The sequence below is a fragment of the Phycicoccus sp. Soil803 genome, from assembly GCF_001429685.1.
In the GTDB taxonomy this organism is placed as follows: domain Bacteria; phylum Actinomycetota; class Actinomycetes; order Actinomycetales; family Dermatophilaceae; genus Pedococcus.
In genome coordinates, this window is record NZ_LMST01000001.1 from 2659170 (window position 1) to 2685539 (window position 26370).

26 protein-coding genes are annotated in these 26370 nt (G+C 70.9%); 11 read left to right on the top strand and 15 right to left on the bottom strand.

What is annotated here, in order from left to right; all coding sequences use genetic code 11:
• The first annotated feature begins 36 nt into the window (after positions 1 to 36).
• Positions 37 to 720, top strand: a complete 684-nt coding sequence (locus ASG95_RS12195) for a TrkA family potassium uptake protein (protein WP_056920806.1) — start codon at positions 37 to 39, stop codon at positions 718 to 720.
• Here ASG95_RS12195 and ASG95_RS12200 read toward each other — a convergent pair.
• From ASG95_RS12200 to ASG95_RS12220, 5 genes are all read right to left on the bottom strand, one after another.
• Positions 693 to 1427: a DUF3159 domain-containing protein gene (locus tag ASG95_RS12200; RefSeq protein WP_057377638.1), complete on the bottom strand. Its 735-nt coding sequence runs from the start codon at positions 1425 to 1427 to the stop codon at positions 693 to 695. The two genes, ASG95_RS12195 and ASG95_RS12200, sit on opposite strands and share 28 nt — an antisense overlap.
• Positions 1417 to 1836, bottom strand: coding sequence for an OB-fold nucleic acid binding domain-containing protein (locus tag ASG95_RS12205; protein WP_369820378.1), 420 nt, complete (start codon positions 1834 to 1836; stop codon positions 1417 to 1419). The genes ASG95_RS12200 and ASG95_RS12205 overlap by 11 nt, the downstream gene beginning before the upstream one ends.
• Positions 1837 to 1842: 6 nt before the next feature.
• Positions 1843 to 2721 (bottom strand): DUF3710 domain-containing protein, encoded by an 879-nt coding sequence (locus tag ASG95_RS12210; RefSeq protein WP_057377639.1) that lies wholly within the window; start codon positions 2719 to 2721, stop codon positions 1843 to 1845.
• Between the two features lie 7 nt (positions 2722 to 2728).
• Complete coding sequence (gene dut / locus ASG95_RS12215) at positions 2729 to 3223, bottom strand: dUTP diphosphatase (RefSeq protein WP_235543817.1); 495 nt, start codon at positions 3221 to 3223, stop codon at positions 2729 to 2731.
• An 84-nt stretch (positions 3224 to 3307) separates the two neighbouring features.
• Positions 3308 to 3607 (bottom strand): DUF4193 domain-containing protein, encoded by a 300-nt coding sequence (locus ASG95_RS12220; RefSeq protein WP_056920802.1) that lies wholly within the window; start codon positions 3605 to 3607, stop codon positions 3308 to 3310.
• 414 nt (positions 3608 to 4021) lie between these two features.
• Here ASG95_RS12220 and ASG95_RS12225 point away from each other — a divergent pair, with 414 nt between their 5' ends.
• Entirely contained in the window at positions 4022 to 4207 is a 186-nt protein-coding gene (locus ASG95_RS12225; RefSeq protein ID WP_056920801.1) for a hypothetical protein, read from the top strand.
• 81 nt (positions 4208 to 4288) lie between these two features.
• Here the strand turns inward: ASG95_RS12225 and ASG95_RS12230 are convergent, their stop codons facing one another.
• From ASG95_RS12230 to ASG95_RS12240, 3 genes are read right to left on the bottom strand one after another with little or no spacing between them, the layout of a single operon-like run.
• A complete protein-coding gene (locus tag ASG95_RS12230; protein WP_057377641.1) occupies positions 4289 to 5170 on the bottom strand; it encodes an inositol monophosphatase family protein in 882 nt (293 codons plus the stop codon).
• A 2-nt stretch (positions 5171 to 5172) separates the two neighbouring features.
• A complete protein-coding gene (locus ASG95_RS12235; protein ID WP_057377642.1) occupies positions 5173 to 6291 on the bottom strand; it encodes a ferrochelatase in 1119 nt (372 codons plus the stop codon).
• A 13-nt stretch (positions 6292 to 6304) separates the two neighbouring features.
• Positions 6305 to 6940: a trimeric intracellular cation channel family protein gene (locus ASG95_RS12240; protein ID WP_057377643.1), complete on the bottom strand. Its 636-nt coding sequence runs from the start codon at positions 6938 to 6940 to the stop codon at positions 6305 to 6307.
• Positions 6941 to 7066: 126 nt separating this feature from the next.
• Here ASG95_RS12240 and sepH point away from each other — a divergent pair, with 126 nt between their 5' ends.
• Entirely contained in the window at positions 7067 to 8263 is a 1197-nt protein-coding gene (gene sepH, locus ASG95_RS12245; protein ID WP_162259402.1) for a septation protein SepH, read from the top strand.
• A 27-nt stretch (positions 8264 to 8290) separates the two neighbouring features.
• On the opposite strand, the gene ASG95_RS12250 is transcribed toward sepH, so the two are convergent.
• The 6 genes from ASG95_RS12250 to ASG95_RS12275 form a co-directional block, all read right to left on the bottom strand.
• Positions 8291 to 8965 carry a thymidine kinase gene (locus ASG95_RS12250; protein ID WP_057377645.1) on the bottom strand — a complete coding sequence of 225 codons (675 nt, stop codon included), beginning with the start codon at positions 8963 to 8965 and terminating at the stop codon, positions 8291 to 8293.
• 11 nt (positions 8966 to 8976) lie between these two features.
• Complete coding sequence (locus ASG95_RS12255) at positions 8977 to 10125, bottom strand: alkaline phosphatase family protein (protein WP_057377646.1); 1149 nt, start codon at positions 10123 to 10125, stop codon at positions 8977 to 8979.
• 94 nt (positions 10126 to 10219) lie between these two features.
• Positions 10220 to 10855, bottom strand: coding sequence for a DUF5998 family protein (locus ASG95_RS12260; protein ID WP_235543827.1), 636 nt, complete (start codon positions 10853 to 10855; stop codon positions 10220 to 10222).
• Between the two features lie 48 nt (positions 10856 to 10903).
• Positions 10904 to 13570: a bifunctional GNAT family N-acetyltransferase/acetate--CoA ligase family protein gene (locus ASG95_RS12265; RefSeq protein ID WP_057378888.1), complete on the bottom strand. Its 2667-nt coding sequence runs from the start codon at positions 13568 to 13570 to the stop codon at positions 10904 to 10906.
• Positions 13571 to 13636: 66 nt separating this feature from the next.
• A complete protein-coding gene (locus tag ASG95_RS12270; RefSeq protein WP_057377647.1) occupies positions 13637 to 15082 on the bottom strand; it encodes a sialidase family protein in 1446 nt (481 codons plus the stop codon).
• Positions 15079 to 15600 (bottom strand): RNA polymerase sigma factor, encoded by a 522-nt coding sequence (locus ASG95_RS12275; RefSeq protein ID WP_162259403.1) that lies wholly within the window; start codon positions 15598 to 15600, stop codon positions 15079 to 15081. Before ASG95_RS12275 ends, ASG95_RS12270 begins: the two co-directional genes overlap by 4 nt.
• A gap of 144 nt (positions 15601 to 15744) precedes the next feature.
• On the opposite strand from ASG95_RS12275, the gene ASG95_RS12280 reads away from it, so the two are divergent.
• The 8 genes from ASG95_RS12280 to ASG95_RS12310 all read left to right on the top strand — a co-directional run bounded on the left by ASG95_RS12280 (position 15745) and on the right by ASG95_RS12310 (position 24777).
• Complete coding sequence (locus ASG95_RS12280) at positions 15745 to 16377, top strand: nitroreductase family protein (protein WP_057377649.1); 633 nt, start codon at positions 15745 to 15747, stop codon at positions 16375 to 16377.
• A gap of 66 nt (positions 16378 to 16443) precedes the next feature.
• The gene (locus ASG95_RS12285; RefSeq protein ID WP_057377650.1) at positions 16444 to 18891 is read left to right on the top strand and encodes a DNA topoisomerase (ATP-hydrolyzing) subunit A; all 2448 of its coding nucleotides are present in this window, start codon (positions 16444 to 16446) and stop codon (positions 18889 to 18891) included.
• A gap of 10 nt (positions 18892 to 18901) precedes the next feature.
• Positions 18902 to 19885 carry a sucrase ferredoxin gene (locus ASG95_RS12290; RefSeq protein ID WP_082592561.1) on the top strand — a complete coding sequence of 328 codons (984 nt, stop codon included), beginning with the start codon at positions 18902 to 18904 and terminating at the stop codon, positions 19883 to 19885.
• A 190-nt stretch (positions 19886 to 20075) separates the two neighbouring features.
• Positions 20076 to 21344 (top strand): ABC transporter substrate-binding protein, encoded by a 1269-nt coding sequence (locus ASG95_RS12295; RefSeq protein WP_057377652.1) that lies wholly within the window; start codon positions 20076 to 20078, stop codon positions 21342 to 21344.
• Between the two features lie 153 nt (positions 21345 to 21497).
• On the top strand, positions 21498 to 22553 hold the full coding sequence (locus tag ASG95_RS12300; RefSeq protein WP_057377653.1) for a carbohydrate ABC transporter permease: 1056 nt from the start codon (positions 21498 to 21500) through the stop codon (positions 22551 to 22553).
• A 1-nt stretch (position 22554) separates the two neighbouring features.
• A complete protein-coding gene (locus tag ASG95_RS12305; RefSeq protein ID WP_056920787.1) occupies positions 22555 to 23460 on the top strand; it encodes a carbohydrate ABC transporter permease in 906 nt (301 codons plus the stop codon).
• Positions 23461 to 23548: 88 nt separating this feature from the next.
• The gene (locus ASG95_RS21355) at positions 23549 to 23710 is read left to right on the top strand and encodes a hypothetical protein (protein WP_200961911.1); all 162 of its coding nucleotides are present in this window, start codon (positions 23549 to 23551) and stop codon (positions 23708 to 23710) included.
• Positions 23711 to 23730: 20 nt separating this feature from the next.
• Complete coding sequence (locus tag ASG95_RS12310; protein WP_057377654.1) at positions 23731 to 24777, top strand: LacI family DNA-binding transcriptional regulator; 1047 nt, start codon at positions 23731 to 23733, stop codon at positions 24775 to 24777.
• 7 nt (positions 24778 to 24784) lie between these two features.
• Here ASG95_RS12310 and ASG95_RS12315 read toward each other — a convergent pair whose 3' ends face one another.
• Positions 24785 to 26221, bottom strand: a complete 1437-nt coding sequence (locus ASG95_RS12315; RefSeq protein ID WP_057377655.1) for an APC family permease — start codon at positions 26219 to 26221, stop codon at positions 24785 to 24787.
• Between the last annotated feature and the right edge of the window lie 149 nt (positions 26222 to 26370).

Below are 26370 nucleotides of genomic sequence, written 5' to 3' on the forward strand. Positions count from 1 at the left end.
CTGAGCACTACGAACCCTGAGCACGAAGGAACCAAGATGCGCGTCGTCATCGCCGGTGCAGGCAGCGTGGGCCGTTCGATCGCCCGCGAGCTGCTGCACAACGGTCACCAGGTGCTCCTCATGGACCGCGAGCGCAAGGACGTCCAGGCCAGCAAGATCCCGGACGCCAACTGGCTGCTCGCCGACGCCTGTGAGATCACCGCGCTGCACGAGGCCGGGCTGGCCGAGTGCGACGTGGTCGTCGCCGCGACCGGTGACGACAAGGTCAACCTCGTCGTCTCACTGCTGGCGAAGACCGAGTTCGGCGTGCCGCGCACCGTGGCGCGGGTCAACAACCCCAAGAACGAGTGGATGTTCGACGAGGCGTGGGGCGTGGACGTCGCGGTGTCGACCCCACGGCTGATGACCGCCCTGGTCGAGGAGGCCGTGAGCATCGGCGACCTGGTGCGGATCTTCCAGTTCCAGCAGGGCAAGGCGACCATGGTCGAGCTCACGCTGCCGCCCGACAGCCCCTACGCGGGCAAGCGGGTCGGCGACGTCGACTTCCCGGGCGAGACCGTCCTGGTCGGGATCATCCGCGAGGACCACCCCATCGCCCCCAGCCGCGACGACTCGCTCGAGCCGCACGACGAGCTGCTGTTCATCTCGACGCCGGAGTTCGAGGACGAGCTCGAGGCGATGCTGAGCCCGGGTCAGAGGGTGCCGCGCGGCGAGGAGTGAGCCGAGCCCTCGGGCTCGACCTCCAGCTCGGGCGGGGTGTGTCCCTTGACGAGCATGAGGCCCATCACGCCGATCCCGGCCAGCCAGAGCGGCCACCCCAGCACGACCTTCGCGACGCCGAGCAGGGCCACCTGGCTCGCGAGGTACAGCGGCACCATGATGACGAGCCGGACCACGAACAGTCCAACCAGCACCAGGGTCAGCCGCTGACAGACGCGCACGAGCCCGCGGTCGCGGTGCCAGCCGACCGGGTCGTCGGCCATCCGCGGGTCACCCGCGCCGACCATGAAGCCCACCAGCGGCCAGCGCAGGGCCACCGAGACCAGGGCGACCGCCAGCATCACGGTGTTCCAGATGATGCCGGGCAGGAAGGCGTCCTCGGCCTTGCCGCTGCGCAGCGCGAAGAAGGCGGCGATGGCCGTGGGGAAGACGGCCGAGAGCACGTACTGCAGGCTCTGCCGCTGGACCAGGCACACGACGGCCAGGACGACCGTCACGGCGACCGAGCCGATGATCGCGACGGTCAGGTCCTTGCGCCAGACCCACAGGACGACGAACGCCACGGTGGGCAGCGCCGTCTCGATCGAACCGCGCCAGCCGCCCAGGGCGGTGGACAGGCGGTGCCGGATCAGCTCCTCGACGGTGGCGCCGGGCGCGAGGTCGTGGCGGTCCTCCCCGCGACTGTCGGGCGCGGGGTCAGTGGGCACGCAGGGGGACGATCTCGTAGGACGGGTTGAAGATCGTCGGCGTGCCGCGGGTGTAGGTCACGCGACCGTGCGCGCGCAGGTAGGTGCCGGGCTCGATGCCGCCGATGGTGCGGCGACCCAGCCAGACCAGGTTGATCGTGCGGCTTCCGTCGTAGAGGTCGATGACCAGCGCGGGCACGTTGACCCGCGGGCGCAGGGTGACCGCGCGCACGGTGCCGGAGACGGTGGCCTCCTGTCGGTCCTCCAGGTCGCACATCGGCGTACACCCCATGCGGGCGGCGTCCTCCTGGAGCTCGTCCGCCTCCATCTGGGTGACCGTCTTCGTGAGGCGTTCGGAGAGCTTGGCCAGCGGTGACTTGTGGACCTGCGTCGTGCGCGGGTCGACGGGGGTGAGGTGCTTCATCGCCATGGCGTCCTACCTGACCTCGGTGATCTCGGGACCACGCTCGAACGGCTTGAGGTCGTCGACCCGGCTGGACGAGCCAGTCGGGGCGTCGTCCCCGTGGTCGTGGTCGTGGTCGTGGTCGTGGTCGTGGTCGTGGTCGTGGTCGTGGTCCGGCTGCATCTCGTCGGGCAGCTTGAGCAGCAGCATCTCGCGAGGGGCCATGGCGCTGTCGCCGCGCACCACCACGGTGCCGCGGACCACCTCGAGCAGCGGCTCGGCGGCGGCGTCCTCGATCGCTGCCCGACCGGAGAAGACGGCGCGCAGGAACCAGCGCGGGCCGTCCACGCCGGCGAACCGGGCCGGGGCGAAGACGGTGCGGCCGTCCGGCCCGGCTGAGGGCATCCGGGTGCGCAGCTCGGTGCCGAGCACTCCCCTGGCCTCGTCGGCGGTGCCGCCCTGGGCCAGGATCGACTCGGCGATCTCGCTGCGGATGTCGTCCCAGATGCCGGTCGTCTTCGGGGCGGCGAAGGCCTGGATCTGCACCGCCGAGTCCCCGATGACCGCCGTGGCGCCGACCACCTGGTTGGCGGCCTCGTCGATCTCGAGCCGCAGCTCCATGCCCGGCACGCCCTTGATGCGCAGCGCGCCCAGGTCGAGCCGGCCGTCCTCGTCGTCGACCTCGGCCGCGTCGAACGGCCCGGTGGCGCCGGTGTCGGAGCCGACCGCCCGGTCGGGCGAGCGCTCGTCGTCCGAGTCGTCGTGGTCGTCGGTGTCGCTGACGTCGCCCAGGTCCTCGAGGTCGAGGTCGTCGGCGTCGGTCCCGTCGGCCTGGTCGGCGCCGGCGACGTCGTCGACACGGTCGACGGTGTCGGCCGCGTCGGAGTTCTTGCCGCGTCGGAAAATGCCCACTGGTGAGTCAGTCCTTCGTTGTCGGGGTGTGGTCGCCGAAGCCACCACTGGCACCATGTCCAGTGTCACCCCGGGGGGTGGTTTCGAGCGAATCAACCTCGTGGAACTCGACCCGGGCGACCTGTTGCACCACCAGCTGGGCGATGCGGTCGCCACGACGCACGGTGAACGCGTCGCGGGGATCGAGGTTGACGAGGTTGACGAGGATCTCGCCGCGGTAGCCGGAGTCCACGGTGCCGGGGGCGTTCACGATGCTGACGCCGTGCTTGGCCGCCAGTCCGGACCGGGGGTGCACCAGCCCGACCCAGCCGTCCGGGATCGCGAGCGCGACCCCGGTGGGGACCAGGGACCGCTCCCCCGGCTCGAGCGTCACGTCGGTGGCGGCGTGCAGGTCCGCCCCGGCGTCGCCCGGGTGGGCGTAGGACGGGAGCGGGAGGGTGGGGTCCAGCCGCCGGACCGCGATGGGCACCGGCGAGGTCGGAACGCGGGAAGGGCCAGTCACGTGGACTGACCCTATCCCTGCGTCGAGAGGAGGTGCGTCCTGCACCGTGGTGCCCACGCTGCCGTCCTCCATGTCCGTGCTCACCTACGCGGCGCACTCCCGGCACACCATCTGGCCGCCGGACTCGGAAGCCAGCTGGCTGCGGTGGTGCACGAGGAAGCACCGTGAGCAGGTGAACTCGTCGTACTGGCGCGGGATGACTCGCACCGAAAGCTCTTCGCCGGACAGGTCCGCACCGGGCAGCTCGAAGCCTTCGGCCTGTTCGGTCTCGTCGACGTCGACGCTGGATGCGCTCTTGTCGACGCGGCGGGACTTCAACTCCTCGATCGAGTCCTCGGACAGCTCGTCATCGGTCTTGCGCGGCGCGTCGTAGTCAGTCGCCATGGTCGCTGTCGCTCTCCCTGTTCTGTCGTCGTTCTGGGTCTTCCCGAAGCTCGGGAAAACCGATCGGCCGGTGTCCCGGCAATACGATTCGCCCGTGTAACGCTGGTGCCCGCGGTTTTGTGCCCGCTGCAGGGCGGGATTGTGCCCTATCCACGGCGCCACGTCACCATCGCGTCCAGATCCGGTCCGCGCGTGGCCACGAAGCACCCCCAAAGCACCCCCAAGCACCGGCGAGCCACCCCGGTCCGCACGCCCGCGGCATACCAAGTGCTGGTCTGGGTTCACCCAAGATTCACCCCCGAGGGGCAACCCCGAGTCCCCGTTCCGGCGTCTGAGCCCGTAGAGTCCTCACCTCCGGCCCGGCCGACCCGACTCGTGAAACGACCATCTGACACACGAAGAGAGGGGTGCACCATGACCGAGTTCCACACCGAGATCACCCAGCGCGCAGCCCGCGCCGTCCAGTCCCTGCGCAAGGCCCAGGAGTCCGGCGACGACTACCTCGCCTCCGTCCGTGAGGCCGAGCTCGAGAACCTGGCCCGCCTCGCCTCCGAGCACGGCCTGCGCATCCCCGAGCTCAGCAACTACCACGCTGCCTGAACCTGACCTGCACGACGAAGCCGGTGCCGGGGCCAGCGCCCCGGCGCCGGCTTCCTTCCTGCGCCGGGTGTGACCGCTGCGTCACAGGGTCGAGTCCGTGCCGGCCCGCTCGGCGGCGCGGAGCACCACCTCGTGCAGGGCGGTATGCAGCGTGGGCGCCGCCGCGACCACCATCCGGTCGCTGGGTGGCTCGCCTCCCAGGCCGGAGAACACCCCGCCCGCCTCGACCAGCACCAGCCAGGCCGCGGCCATGTCCCACGGGTTGAGGCCACGCTCGTAGTAGGCGTCGAGGCTGCCGGCGGCGACCGCGCAGATGTCGAGGGCTGCGCTCCCGATCCGGCGGATGTCGCGGACCTGGGGCAGCACGTCCATCAACACCGTCGCCTGCCACTGCCGTCGGGCCGTGTCGTAGCCGAAGCCGGTGCCCACCAGGGCGTGGCCCAGGGACGGCGGCTCAGCGAGCTCGAGGCGGCGCTCCGGCGCCCGTCCCCCCTCGAGCCTGGCCCCCGCCCCGGCCCGCGCGCGGAAGAGCTCGCCCGTCACCGGGTTGAAGACCGCACCGGCCACCGGTCGCCAGGCCCCGGGGACCGTGGGGTCGCCGACCACGGCAGCCACCGACACCGAGTACGAGGGGATGCCGTAGAGGTAGTTGACGGTCCCGTCGATGGGGTCGACGACCCAGGTGATCGCCGAACGCCGGTCGGTGCCGCCCTCCTCCTCGCCGAGGAAGCCGTCCTGGGGCCGGGCCTCCTGCAGCCGGGTCCGCAGCAGGTCCTGCGCCCGCTGGTCCATCACCGTGACGACATCCGTCGCGGTGCTCTTGGTCTTGGAGACCCCCAGGTTCGGGGGGCGCTCGTCGACGATGAGGCGGCCCGCTTCGAGGGCGACGTCGACGGCGAGCGTCTCGAGGCCCTCCAGGGTGGCGTCGTCGGGGGTGGTGAGGTCCGGGGTCGCGAGGTCCATGGTCAGTCCCGCCCGCAGAGCGCCGGCTTGGCCGCACGCAGGTTGGGGCAGCACCCGGGGGCGCACACCGACGGCATCGGCGCGCGGCCCGGCCACGCAGGGGCGACCGGTTCCTCACCGCGCGCCTGGGCGGCGCGTTCGAGGACGAGGTCGACGAGGCCGGACACGAACTCGGGGTCGACCCCGACGGTGGGCACCCGCACGAGCCGGAGCCCGAGGCGGTCTGCCGTCGCCGCCGCCTCGGTGTCGAGGTCGTAGACGACCTCCATGTGGTCCGACACGAAGCCGATGGGGGCCAGCACGACGGTCGTGGCGCCCTCGGCGGCGAGCTCCTCGAGCCGGTCGTTGACGTCTGGCTCGAGCCACGGCTGGGAGGGCGGTCCCGACCGCGAGCAGAACACCAGCTCGCCGGTGAAGTCCGTGTCGAGGGTCGCGTTGACCTCGTCGGTGATGGCCGCCCCGAGCGCGATGTGCTGGTGGCTGTAGGCGTTGCCGTCCTCGTCGCCGGGACCGGACGTGTCGTCCATCGCCGTGGGGATCGAGTGCGTGACGAAGAGCAGGCGGATGCCCTCCCGGCCCACCCCGTCCCGCAGGGCCCCTCGCACCGCGTCGGTCACCAACCGGGTGTTGGCGCGCGCGAACCCCGGGTGGTTGGCGTAGGGACGGACCTTGTCGAGCTCGATCACGATGCCGCTCTCGGCCACCGACTCCTGCGCGGCGGCGAGGTCCTCGCGGTACTGCCGGCACGAGGAGTAGGAGGAGTAGGCGCTCGTGACCACGGTGACCAGCCGCTGCATACCCTGTCGGCCCGCCTCGGCGAGCGCCTCGGCGGTGAACGGGGTGAAGTTGCGGTTGCCCCAGATCACCGGCGTCGAGATCCCGCGCCGGTCCAGCTCGACTCGCAGGGCCGCCAGCAGCGCGCGGTTCTGGTCGTTGATGGGGCTGCGGCCGCCGAAGCCGTAGTAGTGCTCGCCCACCTCTTCGAGGCGCTCGTCAGGGATGTTCTTGCCTGCCGTGACGGTGCGCAGGAACGGCAGCACGTCCTCGGGCTTCTCCGGCCCGCCGAAGGACAGCAGCAGGATGCCGTCGTAGGGCTCGAGGGGTCGCTCGTCCGTGGTCATCCGGTGGGTCCGATCATGTGAGGTCTCCCGTGCGCAGTGGTTTGGGTGCGTGGACGTCGAGGACGACCGCCACCATCCGCATGACGAAGACGAGTGCGACACACCCCCAGATGGTGAAGGAGTTGACGAGGTCGTAGTGGTGGGCGGTGACCATCAGGATCGAGCCGAGCAGCGCCGGGAGCGCGTACATCTCCCGCCGCAGCACCTCGGGCACCTGGCCGGCCAGGACGTCGCGGATGATGCCGCCGCCGACTGCGGTGATGCCACCCACGAACACGGAGGTGAGCGGGTCCATCCCGGCTCCGAGGGCCTTGAGCGACCCCCCGATGGCGAAGACGGCCAGGCCCGCGGCGTCGAGCACGCGGACGAAGCGGGAGATGCGCTCGACGCCCGGGTGGTAGAGGAAGGTGACCAGTCCGGCGACGAGCGAACAGGTCAGCAGCCGCCAGTCGGAGATGCCCACGGGTGGCAGGGCACCGATGAGGACGTCCCGGATCACCCCTCCTCCGAGGGCGGCCGCCCCGGACAGGACGAGCACCCCGAACAGGTCGAGCCGCTTCTTGACGGCCACCAGCCCACCGGACAGCGCGAAGGCGAACACCCCGACGAGGTCGAGGGCCAGCTGGAGGTGTGCGTCGAAGGTGAGCATCGCGAGTCAAAACTACCGTTGCGGCGTGGTCGCTTTCGCCTCGACCTCGGGGATGGCAGAGTCAGCAGCACGGTGCCCGATCCACGAGCGAGGGCGATACGGGAGACCATGCCGATACTGGAGACGATGGCAATGCGGGATTTGCGGCTGATCGGTGTGCAGGAGGACGGCCAGCACCTGCTGCTGTCCGATTCCGACGGAGAGCGCTTCCGCGTCCAGCTCGACGAACCCCTGCGGGCCGCGGCCCGGCGGGACCGGCCCCGCCTCGGACAGCTCCAGATCGAGATCGACGGCGGGATGCGGCCGCGTGAGGTGCAGGCCCTGATCCGTGGTGGGCTCTCGGCCGAGGAGGTCGCTGAGCGGTCCGGTTGGCCGGTGGAGAAGGTCCGACGCTACGAAGGGCCGATCCTCGCCGAGCGCGAGTACGTCGCGGGCCTGGCCCGTGCCGTCCGCCTCCGTGGTCGCTCGGTGGGCGGCGCCAGCGCTCCCACCCTGTCGGCCCGCGTGAGCCAGCGGCTCTCCGGCCGCGGGGTGGACCCCGCCTCGGCGGACTGGGACTCGGCTCGCAGCACCGAGGGCGACTGGACGATCATCCTCACCTTCCCCGCAGGCGGTCGCGAACGCCAGGCCCGGTGGTCCTTCGACGTGCCGGCGCGCACCGTCGCGGCGGCCGACGACGAGGCGCGGTGGCTCAGCGAGGAGGACGTGTCCGGCACGAGCTCACCCCTGCCGGCGCCGCACCTCGTCTCCGCCCCGGTGCGGGCGACCACCGTCTACGACGTCGAGGCCGAGGGCGGGGTGGGTTCGGCCCGACGGGCAGCCGCACGCTCGTCCGCCACCACCGCTGGCCCGCACGACGAGCCGCTCGACCTGATGTCCGCCATGCGCGAGCGGGCGTCGCATCGCGGTCGCCCCCGTCGTCGCAAGAGCCCCGCCACCCAGACCCCCGGCGACGACACCCCGCGCGATGACGCGCTGCCCCTCGAGGACCTGGCCTACGACCCCGAGTCCATGCCGCCTCCCCCGGCGGCCCGCGGCCCGCACCCCCTCGACGAAGGCCCCGAGGACGGCTCCGTCGGGCACGACGTGCTGCCAGCGGCGCCGGAGCCCCCGGCCGAGCCCCAGGACTCGGCGCCGGGATCGCCGCCGAGTGACGCAGCAGGCGACACGCACGAGAGGGAGCCGGAGGTCGCGACGACGCCTGCGCCGCCTGCCGAGGATGAGCCGACCCACCGTCCTGCTGCGGGCTCGGGCAAGAAGTCCGCGCGCCGCAGCGTGCCCAGCTGGGACGACGTCATGTTCGGGGCCAAGCCCCGCGACTAGCCGACGCCCGACAGGACGCCGGTTCGACTAGCCCTGCGGCACCGGGCAGACGTCGAGGTCGAACGGCAGCACGTCAGGTGAGGTGGCCGCGGTCCGCGCGGCGGCCGAGTTCATCCGCCGCATGAAGTGCCGGCGGCACAGCACCTCGTACTCCACGAGCGTCTCGGTGCCGGGCTTGGTGTCGCCGACGACGACCTGCTCACCCTCGACCACCATCACCCCGTCGACCACCCGGGCGTTGTGGGTGGCGCGGCGGCCGCACCAGCACAGGGCCTCGACCTGCAGCACCGAGACCCGGTCGGCCAGCTCGATCATCCGGCGCGACCCGGGGAACAGCTGGGTGCGGAAGTCGGCGGTGATGCCGAACGCGAACACGTCGATGCCCATCTCGTCGACCAGCTTCGCGAGCTGTTCGACCTGCTCCGGGGTGTAGAACTGCACCTCGTCGCAGATGAGGTAGTCGACCCGCAGCCCACTGGTCGCGTGCTCGACGACGGCCTCCCAGAAGTCGAGGTCGTCGCTGACCTCGTGGGCGGCGGTCGACAGGCCCAGCCGGGACGACAGCACGTCGCTGCCGGCGCGGTCGAGCTTGGTGTAGATCAGGCCCGACCGACCCCGCGCCTGGTGGTTGTGGTCCATCTGGAGCGCAAGGGTCGACTTGCCGCAGTCCATGGTCCCGGAGAAGAAGACGAGCTCAGCCACGAGAGGACACCCTAGGCGTTGTCCCGCGCCGGGACGTGGAACCACGGCACGGCGGACTCCTCGGGGGTCAGGGATCCGTGCAGACCGAGCAGGGCGAGCAGCTGCGGACGAGCCCGGCGCGAGTCGACGATGGCGAAGTTGTCGCGCATCGCCACGACGAGGTCACCGATGCGGGCCCGGTTGACCTCGCTGACCGGACCGAACCACCCCTCGCGGGTGGCCTCCTCGCGGGTGCGGATCCAGGCTCGCTCCCCCACCCGGTCGGCCCAGGTCTGGGCGACGTCGGCGGCCGCCCCCTCCTCGCAGTAGAGCTGCAGGGCGCGCGGCTCCCCGCCGACGTGGCGGATGCCCGCGGCCAGCTCGGCGTCGTGGGCCAGGTCGATCCGCAGGGCGTGCGGGGCGTCGACCATGCCGTGGTCGGCGGTGATGTGGACCGCGGTGTCGCTGGGCACCGAGCGCACCAGCCGACCGAGCTCGGCATCGATCGCCTCGAGCTCGTCGCCCCACTCCCACGACTGGCAGCCGTGCACGTGCCCCACCTTGTCGAGCTCGCCCCAGTAGAGGTACACCAGCGACCGGGCGGCGGTCCGCACCGCCGCCAGGCTCGCGTCGACCCGGTCGGCGAGGGTGTCCGCGGCGCGAAAGCTCCCACCCCGCAGGGCTGCTCGGGTCAACCCGGACCCGTCGAAGAACCCCGGGCCAATGCGGGTGACGGCCACCCCGGCACCTTCGGCGACCTCGAAGACGGTCTGCTGCGGCTGCCAGGCGACGGGGTCGGGACCGTCCTCCCAGGACAGCTCGTTGACCAGCCGGTCCTCGCCCGGCACCAGCACCTCGTAGCCCAGCAGGCCGTGCGAGCCGGGCGGAAGTCCGGTGCCGAACGTGCCCATCGAGGTGGCGGTCGTGGCCGGGAACCCGGCCGTGATCCGGTGGGCGGCGGGCAGGAGTGAGCGCAGGAAGGGGGCATGGCCACCGCGCCGACGGATCAGCTCGTAACCCAGCCCGTCCACGAGGACGACGACCGCGCGCCGCGCCTCCGGCAACTGCAGGTGACCGGGACCGGCATAGTGCTGGACGCCCAGGCTGGCGGCGACGGCCGGCAGCACCCCGGCCAGACCGGACTGGTCGTAGCGGGGTGGGAGCAGACCTTCGTGGGGCATCGGCTAGCGGGTCGCCGGGGTCAGGTCGAGCGTTCTGGCCGCAACGGTCGGGTCACCCGGGTGAAGAGGGGACGGACCGCTGGCGCGACGCACCTCAGCTGCCGATGCTCGCCGAGAGCTCTCGGGCGAACCCCAGGGCGTGCTGCAGGGCCGCCTCGCCCTCGGCGTCGGCGCTGATCCGCAGTGAGATGTCGTCAGAGGCGACGCTGCCCTCGTAGCCGTGGTCGGCGTCACAGTCGGGGTCGGCGCAGGTGGCGGGCATCAGGTCGATCCGGCTGACCGCCCCCCAGCCCAGCGTCAGGGTGATCTCGCGTCCGAGCGAGCCCGGCTGGTACTCCTGCGGGCGTGCGACGACGTGCGTGATCATCACGCCGCGCACCGCAGACAGGGGCACGCACTCGGTCGTGGCGGTCGCGACGTCCTCGTGGCCGGGTCGCTCGTCGGTGTGGTCGTCGGCGTGGGCGATGACCAGCCGGGTAGCAGTCAGGGCCAGCACCGTGATGTGCCGACGGACGACGTCGTGGTCGAACGTCGTCTCCTGGTGCACGAGGTGTGACACGACCTCCTCGGCGCCGAGGGCGGCCTGGACGACGTCCGCCACGAGTGCGGGGTAGTAGCCGGCCCGCTCGATCTCCCGCGTCAGGTCGACAGGGAGGGGGATGAGGGGTGCAGCAATGCCATCGGGCGAGGCCCTGCGTGCTGAAGCATCGTGCGAGGAGGTGGAGCCCATGCGTCCCATCTTGCCCTAGCCCGACGGGTGGCGCGCCGGCCAGGTCGGCTAGGTCAGCGTGCGGCGAGCCTGGTCCTTGCGGCGTGGGGTCGGGGCCAGGGTGACCTCGGCGCCGAGCACGTCGACTCCCCCGACGTGCGCGTTGACCGGGTTGAGCACGAGACTGCCCACCTCCGGCAGGTTGTCGGCCAGCACCGACACGCGGGCGATGAGGTCGGCGAGGGCCGCGCGGTGGACCGGCGCCGCACCACGGTGCCCGTGCAGCATCGGCGACGCCTTCACCGACGAGATGAGGTCGGAGACGTCCACGTCCGTCAACGGCGGGATCCGGTGCCCGATGTCGCCGAGCAGCTCCGTGGGTGGTCCCGCGATGCTGAACGACACGACCGGGCCGAAGAGGGGGTCCTCGTCGGAGCGCACCACGCACGACACCCCCGGCGTGGCCATTCGCTGGATGACGAAGGTGTTGGCCGACATCGGCGCCAGTCGCTCGTTGAGCCCCTCGAACGCCTCACGCAGCTGTGCCTCCGACCGCAGGTCGACCCGGATCCCACTCAGCCCCGGGGAGTGCCGCATGAGGGGCGCCACCGACTTGATCACGACCGGGTAGCCGATCGCCTCCGCGGCGGTCACCGCCTCGTCGACGGTGCGGGCGGGGACGCTGCCCCAGACCTCGATCCCGTAGGTGGCCAGCAGCTCGGTGACCTCCTGCAGCGTCAACCGCCGCCCTTCGGGCGTCTCCTCGAGGATCCGCTCGACGAACGCCTCGGCGGCCTCGCGGTCGATCCCGACCGGGAGCACCGGTATGCCGCGGTCGCGAGCCCGCCACTCGGCATACCTCGTCGCTGCGGCCAGGGCGCGGACGGCGTCCTCGGGCATGGCGTAGGCGGGGACCACCGTGGTGCGTCCGTCGTCGGTCTGGCCGGATAGCCGCTCGAGGACTCCGCGCATGCCGAGGAACGTTGCGAGGCAAGGCTTCTCGTGCTTCATGGCGGCGTCGCGCACGGCGATCGCGACGTCCTCGTCGAGGGTCACTAGGGGTGGGATGAAGCAGGTCAGGACACTGTCGACCTCGGGGTCGGCGAAGGCGTCGGCGAGCGCCTCGGCGAAGCGTTCACCGCTCGCGTCGCTCGGCAGGGAGACCGGTCCGTGGGCGACCTGCAGGCCCCAGCTGACGCATGCCTCGGCACTCAGCGCGCCCAACGCGTCGGAGTTGCCGATGATGGCGACCCGGTTGCCCTGGGGCAGCGGCTGGTGGACCACCAGCTGCGCGACGTCGAACATCTGGTGGACGTTCTCGACCCGGATCACGCCGGCCTGCCGCAGCATGGCGTCGAAGGCCTCGGGCCGGATCCGGGTGTGGCGTGCGCGGTGGCCCGGGGGGACGCCGTAGGACGACACCCCCGACTTCACGACGATCACGGGCTTGGTGGAGGCGAGCCGCCGGGCGATGCGGGAGAACTTGCGGGGGTTGCCCATCGACTCGAGGTAGAGGCCGACCGCGTCGGTGCTGTCGTCGTCGATCCAGTACTGCATGAAGTCGTTGCCCGAGACGTCGACGCGGTTGCCGGCGGAGGCGAAGACGGAGATGCCGAGGCCGCGGCGGGCGGCCGACGCGAGCACCGCGATGCCCAGGGCCCCGCTCTGGGCGAACAGGCCCAACCGTCCCGGTGGCGGCAGCTCGGGCGCCAGCGACGCGTTGAGCCGCACTGCTGGGTCGTTGTTGATCACCCCGAACGAGTTCGGGCCGAGCACCCGCATCCCGGACTCCCGCGCGGCGGTGAGCAGCTTCGACTGGAGGTCCGCGCCGTCGGGCCCGGACTCGGCGAAGCCGGCGCTGACCACGAGCAGCGTCTTGACCCCCGCCTCGGCACAGTCGGCCACGACGTCGAGGACCTCCTCGGCCGGGACCGCGACCACCGCGAGGTCGACGTCGTCGGGGATCTCGGAGACCCGCGCGTGGGCCGGCAGCCCGAGCACCTCCATGGCCTCGCGGTTGACCGCGTGGACGGCGCCGTTGAAGTCGGCGGCGAGGATGTTGGACAGGATGTGGTGGCCGATCGACTCCGGCCGGCGGCTCGCCCCGACCACGGCGATCGAGTCGGGGAAGAGCACCGAGTGCATGCTGACCGACTCGGCGCGGTGCTCGCGGGACAGCCGAACCGCCTCGGAGCGCTCGGTCGGCTTGATCTGGAAGGTCAGCGAGACGACGCCGTCCTCGAAGCGCCGGCTCACCTCGTAGCCGGCGTCGGAGAAGACCGAGATCATCTTGCGGTTCTGCGGGAGCACCTCGGCGGTGAACTCCTCGACCCCCGACTCCCACGCGATCACGGCGAGGTGCTCGAGCAGCACCGAGCCGATCCCCCGGCCCTGGTAGCTGTCGGAGATGTTGAAGGCCACCTCCGCACTGGTCGGCGTGATCCGGTCGTAGCGCCCGATCCCGATGATGTCGCCGCGAACGGTTGCCACCAGGGCCACCCGGTCGTGGTAGTCGACGTTGGTGAACCGGGTGACGTCGCGGTCGCTGAGCTGGCGCAGGGGCGCGAAGAAGCGCATGTAGATCGACTCGGCCGACTGGCCGGCGTGGAACCGGTGCACGGCGTCGACGTCGCTCGGCGTGATCGGTCGCAGGTGGGCCACCGACCCGTCTCGCAGGACGACGTCGGCCTCCCACAGCACCGGGTAGCCGGCGGGAAGCGCCGAGGCCTCGCTCATGGCCGAAAGCATGTCACGTCCGGTTGCCCCGGGAGCGGCTGACCCGCCCCCCGCGGACCGGTTGGTCTACCTGCGGAGCTGGACCTGCTCGAACGTCGCGCCCGAGTCGTGGCTCACCCAGTAGGACCGACCACCGCCGAGGGCGTAGACCAGGCCCCCTCCGGCCGCTCCGACCCACTCGGTGGCGCCGCCGGGCGCGGTCTTCGGACGGGTCCAGGTCCCGCCGCTGTCGCCGCTGGCCATGAGGGTGGGAGCGCCGCCGGGCTCAAGTGCGCTCGTGGGCAAGCCCTGCGACACCGCGACGAAGCGATCGAGGTCGACGGCGGTCAGCCACACCCCCGACGGCTGGGTGGAGCCCAGCCCGCGGGCGATCCTGGCGTCGGACCAGGTGGCTCCGCGATCGGTCGAGGTGGCCACGCCGTACGAGGCGTGCGCGTCACCGATCTGGCACACCGCGACCAGCCCGCCCTTGCGGTTGGCCGTGCCCCAGACCCAGAGGCCACCGGCCTCCTGGCAGCCTTGCGGGCGGACCAGCGTCACCGGCTTGCCCGAGACGCGGCGTGGCGGCGTCTGGGTGGTCTGGTCGAGGTAGGACACGCTGACGTAGGCGTCGGCGCCGTCCATGCTCAGCCAGGCCGACTCCACCGGCTGCGACACGTTGAGCGACTGCGTCTGCTGCGGGGCGCTGGCCGTGACGTCGAGCGACCTGACGTCGAGACCGGAGCAGCCTCTCGCGCTCCCCGAGTCGGCTCGCTGGCACTTGGCGGCCGTGACCATCCAGACCGTCGACCCGTCCGTCTCCAGCGAGAGGACGGTTCGGCCGCCAACGTCCATCGGCTTCCAGCTGCGCCCGCCGTCCACGGTTCGCAAGGTCGCGCTGCCGTACACGAAACCGGTCTCCGGGTCGGCGAAGCGGATGCCGACCAACTGGTCGGGCGCTGCTGGGGTGGCGAGCGGGCCGGGACTGGTCAGCGTCGTGAACGAGGCTCGGGTGGTCCAGGTGGCCCCGTCGTCGTCCGACCCGATGACCGCGGTGCACGCCCCCTTCGGGCAGGTGGCCTTCCCGAGACCGAACAGGTGCTTCCCACCGGCATTGGTCATGGACACGACGTCGAAGCTGTTGGGGACGGGCAGCGGGGCCGGCGTCGAAGGAGTGGTGAGCCCGCTCGAGGGAGTGCCGGTGGCGGACGGGCCGCCCACCTTCGGGCTGTCGGTGGCCACCGTCTCGGTCGAGACGGACGCCGTGCTGCTGGCGGGGTTGGCGGCCTGCTCGGTGCCGGGCCCTCGCCCGTTGCCCCACACCACGCCGGCGGCCACGACGACGGCCGCGGCACCCGCGAGCCAGGGCAGCCAGCTGCGGCGCACCGGACGGCGCGCCTCGACGACGATCGACTCCCAGCGGTCGGCGCCGGCCGGCAGGTCGCGGATGTCGGCTCGCTCGCGGGCGAAGAAGTCGGCGACGGGGTCGCGCTGCTCCCCCTCACCGGGCAGGTCGGACAGGTGGCGGTTCATCGGATCGCTCCCAGCATCGTCGCCATCCGCTGGCGCGCGTCGAACAGGTCCCGCTTGATGGTTCCCTCGGACTTCTCGAGCTGTCTGGCCACGGTGGCCACCGGCAGGTCGGCGAAGTAGTGCAGCATCACCACGACCCGCAGCCGGTCGGGCAGCGCCTCGACGGCGTCCCGGACGGTGAGGGTGGTCGCGTGGTCGGCGTCGGTCGTGAAGTCGTCGCGGCCGGCCTCGTGGCGCTGGTAGGCGGCCGCCTCCCGGCCGCGCTTGCGCCAGTGGTCGCGGACCAGGTTGGCCGTCACGGTGTAGAGCCACGGCCGCGGCTCGTCGACCCGCCCGAACTCACGGAACAGCTTGAGGAAGGCCTCGGTGGCGAGGTCGTGGGCCAGGTCGGGGTCGCCCACGAGCTTGGCGGTCCACCCCGCGAGGCGGGCGTAGTGCACGTCGTAGAGCTCACGGACGGACGCTTCCACGTCCACGCGGTCTCGCGCCGGCACTGCCACCCCTCCCGTGAGTGCCACCGCGGCCATGGTCGTCATGCCTCGTGGACGCCGCAGGGCGGTCCCCGGTTGGCAGTGCTTGGGCGGGTGGGTCGTCGGCCAGTCTTGCAGGCAGCGTGCGCGGGTCCTCCGCCGCCACGACGGAGGCCACGACAGGATGGCCCCATGGAGTTCGCAGACGTGGTCCGGCGGCGCCGCATGGTGCGGCGCTTCGACCCCGACCGACCGGTCCCGCCGGCGGCCCTCGAGGCGGTCCTGTATGCCGCGCAGCGGGCTCCCAGCGCCGGCTTCAGCCAGGGCTGGGACTTCGTCGTGCTCGTCGAGGACGACGACCGCGCGCGCTTCTGGGGCGCGACCCGGGACCCGGGCTCGGGGGCACCCCCCGACGCCTGGCTGGCGGGTGTCTCGGCCGCGCCGGTGCTGGTGCTCTGCCTGTCCGACCCCGACACCTACCTCGACCGCTACGCCGAGCCCGACAAGGGCTGGGACGACCGTGACCCGGCTCGCTGGCCGGTCCCCTACTGGGACGTCGACACCGGGATGGCCGCGATGCTGATGCTGCTGGCCGCCGTCGACCAGGGGCTGGGGGCGCTGTTCTTCGGGGTCCCTGCGCCCCGGCACGCGGCGGTGCGGGAGGCCCACGGCATACCCGGGAACCGGCGGCTGGTCGGGGTCGTGGCCCTGGGCCACGAGCTGCGGCGCACCGAGGGGTCCAGCCGGACCCGGCCACGCCGGGCCGCCACCCAGGTCGTGCACCGGGGTCACTTCAGCGGCGAGTCGGGGGCAGGCCCGGTGTAGCCGTGGGACAAGATTGGGGGGATCCCCGCGCCGTGCGGGGACGACCTCGAGGAGTTGCACACACGCATGGCCCGCAAGACCCCACCCGCACCGGCCGACGACAGCTACGTCGAGCGGATCGTCGACATCGACGTCGAGGAGGAGATGCAGGGGGCGTTCCTCGAGTACGCCTACTCGGTCATCTACTCGCGCGCCCTGCCCGACGCGCGCGACGGCCTCAAGCCGGTGCAGCGCCGCATCCTGTTCTCGATGGCCGAGATGGGGCTGCGCCCCGACCGCGGTCACGTGAAGTCGTCCCGGGTCGTGGGCGACGTGATGGGCAAGTACCACCCCCACGGTGACACCGCGATCTACGACGCCCTGGTCCGCATGGCCCAGCCGTTCACGATGCGGCTGCCGCTGGTCGACGGGCACGGCAACTTCGGCTCGCTCGACGACGGCCCGGCCGCCTCGCGCTACACCGAGGCCCGGCTCGCCGCTGCCGCGATGCTGATGGTCACCGGTCTCGACGAGGAGACCGTCGACTTCATCCCCAACTACGACGACCAGCTCCTCCAGCCCGCGGTCCTCCCCGCGGCGTTCCCCAACCTGCTCGTCAACGGTGCCAGCGGGATCGCCGTCGGCATGGCCACCAACATGGCCCCGCACAACCTCGTCGAGGTGATCGGCGCGGCCCGGCACCTCATCGCCAACCCCACCTGCTCGCTCGACGACCTCATGCGGTTCGTGCCGGGGCCCGACCTGCCCCAGGGCGGGCGGATCATCGGGCTCGACGGGATCCGGGACGCCTACCTCACCGGCCGCGGCAGCTTCCGCACCCGCGCGACCACGCGGATCGAGAAGACCTCACCCCGGCGGATGGGCATCGTCGTCACCGAGCTCCCCTACCTCGTCGGTCCCGAGAAGGTGATCGAGAAGATCAAGGACGCGGTCCAGTCCAAGAAGCTCCAGGGCATCTCTGACGTCAAGGACCTGACCGACCGCAAGCACGGGCTGCGCCTGGTCATCGAGGTGAAGAACGGCTTCAACCCCGACGCCGTCCTCGAGCAGCTCTACAAGCTCACCCCGATGGAGGACTCGTTCTCCATCAACAACGTAGCGCTCGTCGACGGCCAGCCGAAGACGTTGGGGCTCAAGGACCTGCTGCGCGTCTACGTCGACTTCCGCACCGACGTGGTGCGTCGCCGCACGGAGTACCGGCTGACCAAGTACAAGGACCGCCTGCACCTGGTCGAGGGCTTGCTCATCGCGATCCTCGACATCGACGAGGTCATCCAGGTGATCCGCACGTCGGACGACGCTGCCGCGGCTCGCAGCCGCCTGATCGACGTCTTCGACCTGTCCGAGGCGCAGGCCAACTACATCCTCGAGCTCCAGCTGCGCCGCCTGACCAAGTTCAGCCGGCTCGAGCTCGACAAGGAGAAGACCGAGCTCGAGCGGCTCATCGAGGAGCTCGAGGCCATCCTCGGCGACGAGAAGCTGCTGCTGAAGACGGTCTCCACCGAGCTCGCCGACGTCGCGAAGGCCCACGGCACGCCGCGGCGGACGGTCCTGCTGGAGTCGGCCGGCGTGCCCGCGACGACCACCACACCGCTCGAGGTCGCCGACGACCCGTGCTGGGTGCTGCTCTCCTCCACCGGGCTGATGGCCCGCACCGGATCCGCCGAGCCGCTGCCGCTGGACTCGGCGCGCAGCAAGCACGACGCCCTCGTGGGAGCGGTCCGCACGACCGCGCGCGGCGAGGTCGGGCTCGTGACGTCGCGGGGCCGGCTCGTGCGGCTCTCCGCGCTGGAGCTGCCGACGCTGCCGCCGACCAACGGCTCGCCCAGCCTGTCCGGGGGTGCGCCCCTCGCGGCCTACGTCGACCTGCCCGCCGGCGAGGAGCCGCTGACCCTGGTGTCGGTCTCCCCAGAGTCGGCCGGCATCGCGCTCGGCACGGCCCAGGGCGTGGTCAAGCGGGTGACGACGGACTACCCGTCCCGTCCCGACTTCGAGATCGTCTCCCTCAAGGACGGCGACGAGGTCGTCGGAGCCGTCGAGCTGGCGACCGGCACGGAGGACCTCGTCTTCATCACCTCCGACGCCCAGCTGCTCCGGTTCGGGGCCGGCGCCGTACGACCCCAGGGACGAGCCGCCGGCGGCATGGCCGGCATCAAGCTCGGGGCCGGGCAGCGGGTCACCTTCTTCGGGGCCGTGCCCCAGGGCGCCGACGGCGTGGTGGTCACCTCCTCCGGCTCCTCGGGGGCGCTCCCCGGCACCGAGCCCGGCTCGCTGAAGGTCACGCCCTACTCGGAGTACCCGCCCAAGGGACGGGCCACGGGCGGGGTGCGCTGCCACCGGTTCCTCAAGGGCGAGGACACCCTCGTCCTCGCCTGGGCCGGCGCGCTGCCGGCCCGGGCCGCGGCCGCCAACGGCGTGGCCCTCGACCTGCCCGAGGCCACCGGCCGCCGGGACGGCTCGGGGGTCCCCGCGGCAACCGCCATCGCCCGCATCGCCGGGCCGCCACTCTCGTGACGGCCCGGTCGTGACGTCGACCGGGCCGGCGCGCCCTGTCTCCCACGCGACCCCGGCGCCGGACGCCTGCTCGGTGGGCTTCGACCGCGCCGACGTCAGCGCCTACGGCACGGCCGCTCGAGCCAGCTTCTTCATCGCGCTCGAGCAGTCCGGGCCGTGGGGTCGGGATGCGGCGACCGAGTCGCATCTGCCTGCGGCAGTAGGACGCTCGCTGTCCCAGGCGTGTTCCGCGCGGGGCGGTCGACTCTCACTGATTCGCCGGCCCGGCCGCCACGCCGACGACGCCCACGACGCCGGCCACACGGCATACCTCGCATGGGCGGGTGAGGCGCCCTGGCTCCTGGAGCTGTCGGTCACGGACCCGGCAACGCTCCTCGACCTCGACCTCGGCGCGCTCGCGAGCGGTGACCGCACAGCCGTCCTGGCGACGGCGCCGGGCGCCGCTCCCGCCGAGCCGATCCTCCTGCTGTGCACCAACGGACGCCGCGACGTCTGCTGCGCCGTGCGCGGCCGCCCCGTCGCCCTGGAGTCGTTCGCCCAGCACCCGGGAAGGGTGTGGGAGGCGTCGCACACGGGCGGACACCGGTTCGCCCCGACCGGTGTGCTGCTCCCGCACGGCGCCACGCTGGCCAGGCTCGACGCCGCGGCAAGTGCCGAGGTCCTGACCGCGGCCGGCGCCGGCCACCTGCCTCGATCGGTCCTCGGGCCGCTGCACGACCGCGGGCGCAGCCCCCTGTCCGGTCCCCACCAGGCCGCGGAGTCGTTCGTCCGGCACCATGCGGGGATCACCGACCTGACCGCGCTCAGCGTGGGGGACGCGACGGCCGGCGTGGACGACCGTGCGGACGACGTCGGTGGCTCGTATGTGGTGCGGCACAAGGACGGTCGCGTGTGGGTCGTCGCGCTCGAACGCCGCGCGCACGAGTACCTGCCCGAGTCGTGCGGCAAGGCGGCCGTCCACGTGGCGGACTGGGTCGGGCACCTGGTCGGCTGACGGATCGGGACAACTCCGACTCGTCACGCGTGGATCACCTGCCAGTTACCCAATCGTTACCGGAACGCATGCATCTTCGGATTGCGGCGACGGAGCGTAAACGTTTACATGAACTCGGTTCACCTCAGCGCTGAGGGCAGTCCGCCCCAGCGCAACGCGAGAAGATGGAGGCGGGCGTATGGCCCTTCGAATGCACAAGCGGCGCACCCTCACGGTGATGGCCGGAGCTGTGGCCGTGGCGCTCGTTGCCGCGGCCTGTGGCGGCGATGACGGCGGCACGGGCAGCACGGCTGACTCCGGCGCTGCAGCCCGAGGCCCGATCACCTACGTCCAGGGCAAGGACAACAGCGGTCTGCTCGGCCCCATGGCCGAGAAGTGGAACTCCTCCCACCCGAACGAGAAGGTGACCGTCAAGGAGCAGTCCGACCAGGCCGACCAGCAGCACGACGACCTCGTGCAGCACTTCCAGGCCAAGGACCCGAGCTACGACGTCGTCTCCGTCGACGTCGTCTGGACAGCGGAGTTCGCCGCCAAGGGCTGGCTGACCCCGCTCAAGGACAAGATGGCGCTGCCGACGACCGGGTTCCTCGAGCCGACGGTCAAGGCCGCGACCTACAACAAGACGCTGTTCGCGGCCCCGACCTCCTCGGACGGCGCGATGCTCTACTACCGCACCGACCTGGTGAAGACCCCGCCGAAGACCATCGACGAGATGTGGGGCATGTGCTCCATCGCCAAGCAGAACGGCATGGACTGCTTCGCAGGCCAGTTCGCCAAGTACGAGGGCGGCACGTGTAACGCCACCGAGTGGATGAACGCCTACGGCGCCAAGGTCGTCGACGACGCGGGCAAGCCCACCGTCGACTCCCCCGAGGCGGCTGCCGGCCTCAAGGCCCTCGCCGACCACTACAAGAACGGCGACATCCCGAAGCAGGCGATCACCTACCAGGAGGAGCAGAGCCGTGCGGCCTTCCAGGACGGCAAGCTGCTGTTCCTGCGCAACTGGCCCTACGTCTACAACCTGGCCTCCACGGACAAGTCGTCCAAGGTCAAGGGCAAGTTCGCCGTCGCCCCGCTGCCGGGCTTGAGTGGCCCCGGCACGTCGACGCTCGGTGGCCACATGGCGGCCATCAGCGCCTACTCGAAGTACAAGGCAACCGCCCTGGACTTCCTGAAGTTCCTCACCAGCCCCGAGCAGCAGAAGACCAACATGGAGAAGGGTTCGCTGGCCCCGGTCATCGAGTCCATCTACACCGACGAGGCACTGGTCAAGAAGTACCCGTACCTCCCGGTGCTCAAGGAGTCCATCGCCAACGCGGTCTCCCGTCCGGTCACCCCGTTCTACCCGCAGGTGACCCAGGCCATCCAGGACAACTTCTACGCCGCGATCCAGGGCCAGAAGACACCTGAGGCCGCGGTGAAGGACATGCAGTCCGCCATGGCGGCAGCCGGCGGCTGACCGGTCTGACGCAACATCCCAAGGTGTGGGGGTGGCCCCCCTGGGGTCACCCCCACACCTGCAGGAACCTTGCCGTTCGCATCCTCGGTCGAAGCTCGACTCGACCCCCATCTCGACCCACCCTGAGACGCACCTCCCGGGCTAGGAGCAGGCATGAGCGCAGCCACATCCGCACCACCGCGATCGACTGACACGAAGCCGAAGAAGAGCAAGGGCCTGAACGCAGGCCAGGGTCGCCTGGGCCTCATGCTCGTGGCACCCACCATGCTCTTCCTGGCCGTGATCATCATCTATCCGCTGTTCAAGGCGATCCAGCTGTCCTTCCAGAAGGACGCCGGGCTCGACCCGGCCACCGGGCTGTTCGTGGAGGGCGGCAACGCAGGGATCTCCAACTACACGCACTGGCTCCTCCAGAAGTGTGGCGAGGTGGACTGCCCGCCCGGTACCCTCGGCGCCCAGTTCTACGACGCCCTCTGGGTGACGCTCTTCTTCACCGTCGTCAGCGTCTTCATCGAGGTCATCCTCGGCATGTGGTTCGCCATGATCATGAACCGCGACTTCAAGGGCCGCGGCCTGGTCCGCGCCGCCATCCTCGTGCCGTGGGCCATCCCCACCGCCGTGACGGCCAAGCTCTGGCTCTTCATCTTCGCCTTCGACGGCATCGCGAACAGGTTGCTCAGCACCGTGGGAGTCAACCCCCAGCTCTGGACGAGCGACCCCTGGGCTGCCAAGTTCGCCATCATCATCGCCGACGTCTGGAAGACCACGCCGTTCATGGCGCTGCTCATCCTCGCCGGCCTCCAGCTGGTGCCCGGCGACGTCTACGAGGCGGCCCAGATCGACGGCGCCACGAAGTGGCAGACCTTCACCAAGATCACCCTCCCGCTGGTCAAGGTCCCGCTCATGGTCGCGGTGCTCTTCCGCACCCTCGACGTGCTGCGCATCTACGACCTGCCGGCGATCCTCACCAACGGAGGTGGTGGCACCACCTCGCTGTCGATGCTGGTCATCAAACAGATCCGGAGCGGCTTCCACAGCGCCTCGGCGCTGTCCACGATCGTCTTCCTGCTGATCGCGTTCACCGCGTTCTTGTTCATCAAGTTCGGTGGCGCAGACGTCGTCCAACGACCACCCAAGAGCAAGAAGAAGGAACCGGCCGCCGCGCCCGGAAACCCGGTCGCCGCCAACGCAACCACCCCGGGAGCCTGAGATGACAACCGCGACGACCACGGCCACTCCGACGAGTGGTCGCACCGAGGCGCAGGAGATCCACTTCAAGAGCGACCGCAATGCCAAGATCCGGATGTACCTCGGTCTGGCTGCCCTGGTCATCTGGGGGCTGGCCCCGTTCTACTGGATGGTGGTCACGGCCTTCCGCGACGTGGGCTACACGTTCGACACGACCCCCTGGCCGACCCACGTGACACTCGACAACTTCACGACGGCGTTCTCTACCGATCGCGGCAACCACTTCGGTGCCGCCTTGGTGCACTCGGTCATCATCGGCGTCCTCACGACGGCGGTCGCCCTGCTCGTCGGAGTGTTTGCGTCCTACGCGCTGGCCCGGCTCGACTTCCCGGGCAAGTACGCCGTGCTGGGCGTCATCCTCGGGGCCTCGATGTTCCCGGGCGTCGCCCTGGTCTCCCCGCTGTTCCAGATGTTCTCCAACTTCGGCTGGCTGACCGGCGCCAACTACCAGGCGCTGATCATCCCCAACATCTCGTTCGCCCTGCCGCTGACGATCTACACGTTGACGGCGTTCCTGTCCGAGATGCCCTGGGAGCTCGAGGAGTCGGCCCGCATCGACGGGTGCACCCCCGGCCAGGCGTTCCGCAAGATCATGCTGCCGCTCGCGGCGCCCGGTCTGTTCACCACGGCCATCCTGGCGTTCATCTCCAGCTGGAACGAGTTCCTGTTGGCCGCCCAGTTCTCGACCAAGTCGACCCAGACCGTCACGGTCGCGATCGCGAACTTCACCGGGGCCCAACCCCACCAGGAGCCGTACACCGCGGTCATGGCAGCCGGGACGATCGTCACCGTGCCGCTCATCATCATGGTGCTCATCTTCCAGCGGGCCATCGTGTCCGGCCTGACGGCTGGAGGTGTGAAGGGCTAGGCGACAGCCGAAACCCCCAGCACTCATGGGAATCTTCAACCCAGGGGGCGGCACGGGCGGTCAACGGGCGCGAGCCCAGCGACTGGACATGCTGCTCGGAATCATCGGGTTCTTCGCGTTCATGGCCGTCGTCCAGACGGTGCTGCTGGAGGTCCGCGGGGAGTCGGCGGCAGGGTCTGCCGTGCTCCTCGCGGTCCTCCTGGCCGCCCTCTGGTTCGTCTGGCGGCTGCGACGCAACACCGGCGTCTAGACCTCGAGTGGGGGTGCGCGATGACCACCATCGGCGACGTGGCCAGGGCCGCGGGCGTGTCCGTGGCCACCGTGTCCCGCGCCCTGCGCGGGGTGGACCGGGTCAGCCCGCGCACCCGCGACCGGGTCCTGGCCGCGGCCACCGAGCTGCACTACGTCGCCTCGCCCGCCGCGACCAGCCTCGTCTCCGGACGCACCCGGGGCGTGGGCGTCATCACCCCGTACTTCAACCGGTGGTTCTTCGCCACGGTCGTCAGCGGCATCGAGAAGGTCCTGCGTGAGGAGGGCTTCCACGTCCTGCTGTGCGACCTCGAGGGCCACACCTTCGACACCCGGCTGCCGATCACCCAGACGATGCTCTGGAAGCGGGCCGACGGCGCGATCATCCTCAACGTGCCACCGGTGCCGGCTGAGCGCTCGGTCCTGGACCGCCTCGGTATGCCGGTCGTGACCGTCGGCAACCGCCAGCCCGGCTGGCCGTCGGTCCGGATCGACGACCGGGCGGCCATGGCGCTGGCCACGCGCTACGCGATCGAGCTGGGACACCGCGACATCGGGTACGCCGGCACCGTGCCGGCCTCGATCACCCACCTGCAGACGCCGTTCGACCGGCGCGAGGCCTTCGCCGCGGTGCTGTCCGACCACGGGTTGGTCTGTCCCCCGGAGTGGACCCTCGAGTGCGACTGGACCGCCGCCGGCGCCGCCGAGCACGCCAACCGGCTGTTCGCCCTCCCCCGCTTCCCCACGTGCGTCGTGGCAGCCTCCGACGAGATGGCCTTCGGGGTGCTCAGCGCCGCGCGTCGGCACGGCCTGCGGGTGCCCGAGGACGTGTCGGTCATCGGGATCGACGACCACGTCCACGCCGAGATCTTCGACCTCACGACGGTGCGCCAGGACGTGGAGGCCCAGGGCCGCCGGGCCGGGCAGATGATGCTCGACGCCCTGCGCGGTCGCGCCGGGGACACGGTCGTGGACGAGGTCCTCGACGTCGAGCTGATCGTGCGTGGGTCCACCGCCGCGCCGCGACCAGCCGGCCAACGACGGTCGCCGGCAGCGGCCGGCGTCTGAGCGCGCTCTAGTTGACGCCGCCCTCGCGCTCGGACAGCGACTCCGGGTCACGCAGATAGGTCTTCTTGGAGCGCAGGGCGCGGTTGGCGAACCACGTGATCGCCCAGAGCCCGACCCCCAGGACCAGCAGCCAGCCCGCCACGACGTACTGCTCACCGTCGCGTCCCGTGAGGGGCGTGACGAGGAACGCGCAGCAGACCCCGGCGATGATCGGGATCACGGTGGGCGTCACGAAGTGGTCACTGTCGACGGTGTCCTTGCGCAGCACGAGCACGCAGATGTTGACGATGGTGAAGACCCCGAGCAGGAGCAGGGCCGTCGTGCCACCGAGGACCGCCGTCGCGTCCGCACTGGCCCTGGACACGAAGAAGATGAGGCCGAAGGCCAGCACCGTCGTGAACAGGATCGCCGCCCACGGGGTCCGACGCCTGGGGTGCACCTTGCCGAGGAAGGGTGGCAGCACCTCCTGCTTGGCCATGCCGTAGAGCAGGCGGCTCGCCATCAGCATGTTGATCAGCGCCGAGTTGGCCACCGCGAACATCGAGATGAACGGCAGCAGCTTCTCGATCGGGATCCCGGGCGCGGCCGTCTCGACGACCTTGACCAGCGGGGTCTCGCTCTCGCCCAGGAGCCCGACCGGCACGATCGCGACCGCGAACAGGGAGACCAGGATGTAGATGACCCCGGTGATGCCGAGCCCGGTCAACATCATCCTCGGGAAGATCCGGACCGGGTCCTTGGTCTCCTCGGCCATGTTGACGGAGTCCTCGAAGCCCACCATCGCGAAGAAGGCGAGCGAGGTCGCAGCCGTCACCGCGAAGAAGGCGCTCTTGTCGCTGGGGCTGTCGAAGACCATGGTGCGGCTGAAGTCGGTCTTGCCGGCGAAGAGCGCGTAGAAGCCGACCATGATGACGAGCAGCAGACCGGAGAGCTCGACCAGCGTGAGCACGACGTTGGCCTTGACGCTCTCGCCGACACCACGCAGGTTCACCAGCGCGACCAGGGTCATGAAGCCGAGCGCCCCGATGAGGATGAGGGTGGTGTTCTTGCTGTCACCCCCGAACCCCTTGAGCATGTTCGACGCGAAGGCCCGGGACGCGGTGGACGCCGAGGTGATGCCCGAGCACATCACGGTGAAGCAGACGATGAAGGTGACGAAGTGGATGCCGAACGCCTTGTGCGTGTACAGCGCCGCGCCCGCCGCCTGCGGGTACTTGGTGACGAGCTCCAGGTAGGAGAACGCGGTCATGATCGCCACGACGAAGGCGACCACGAAGGGCGCCCACGCGGCTCCCCCCACCTCCTTGGCCACCGTGCCGGTCAGCGCGTAGACGCCGGTCCCGAGGATGTCGCCGACGATGAACAGCAACAGGAGCTTGGTGCCCATCACCCGCTTGAGCTCGGTGTGCTCCTCTGACCGCTCGACTTCTGCCGTCGCACTCATGGCGTACCCACTCTCGGTCGCGGGGGCCGCCCTTCACGGCTCCTGCAGACCCCCACAGTGGCCTAGAACCTGCTGCACGGCAACGACAAACGCGCCCCGTGCGCCGCGGGCTCGAGGTGCCTCGCGCCCCGCTCCCGAGTGGGCTGCGG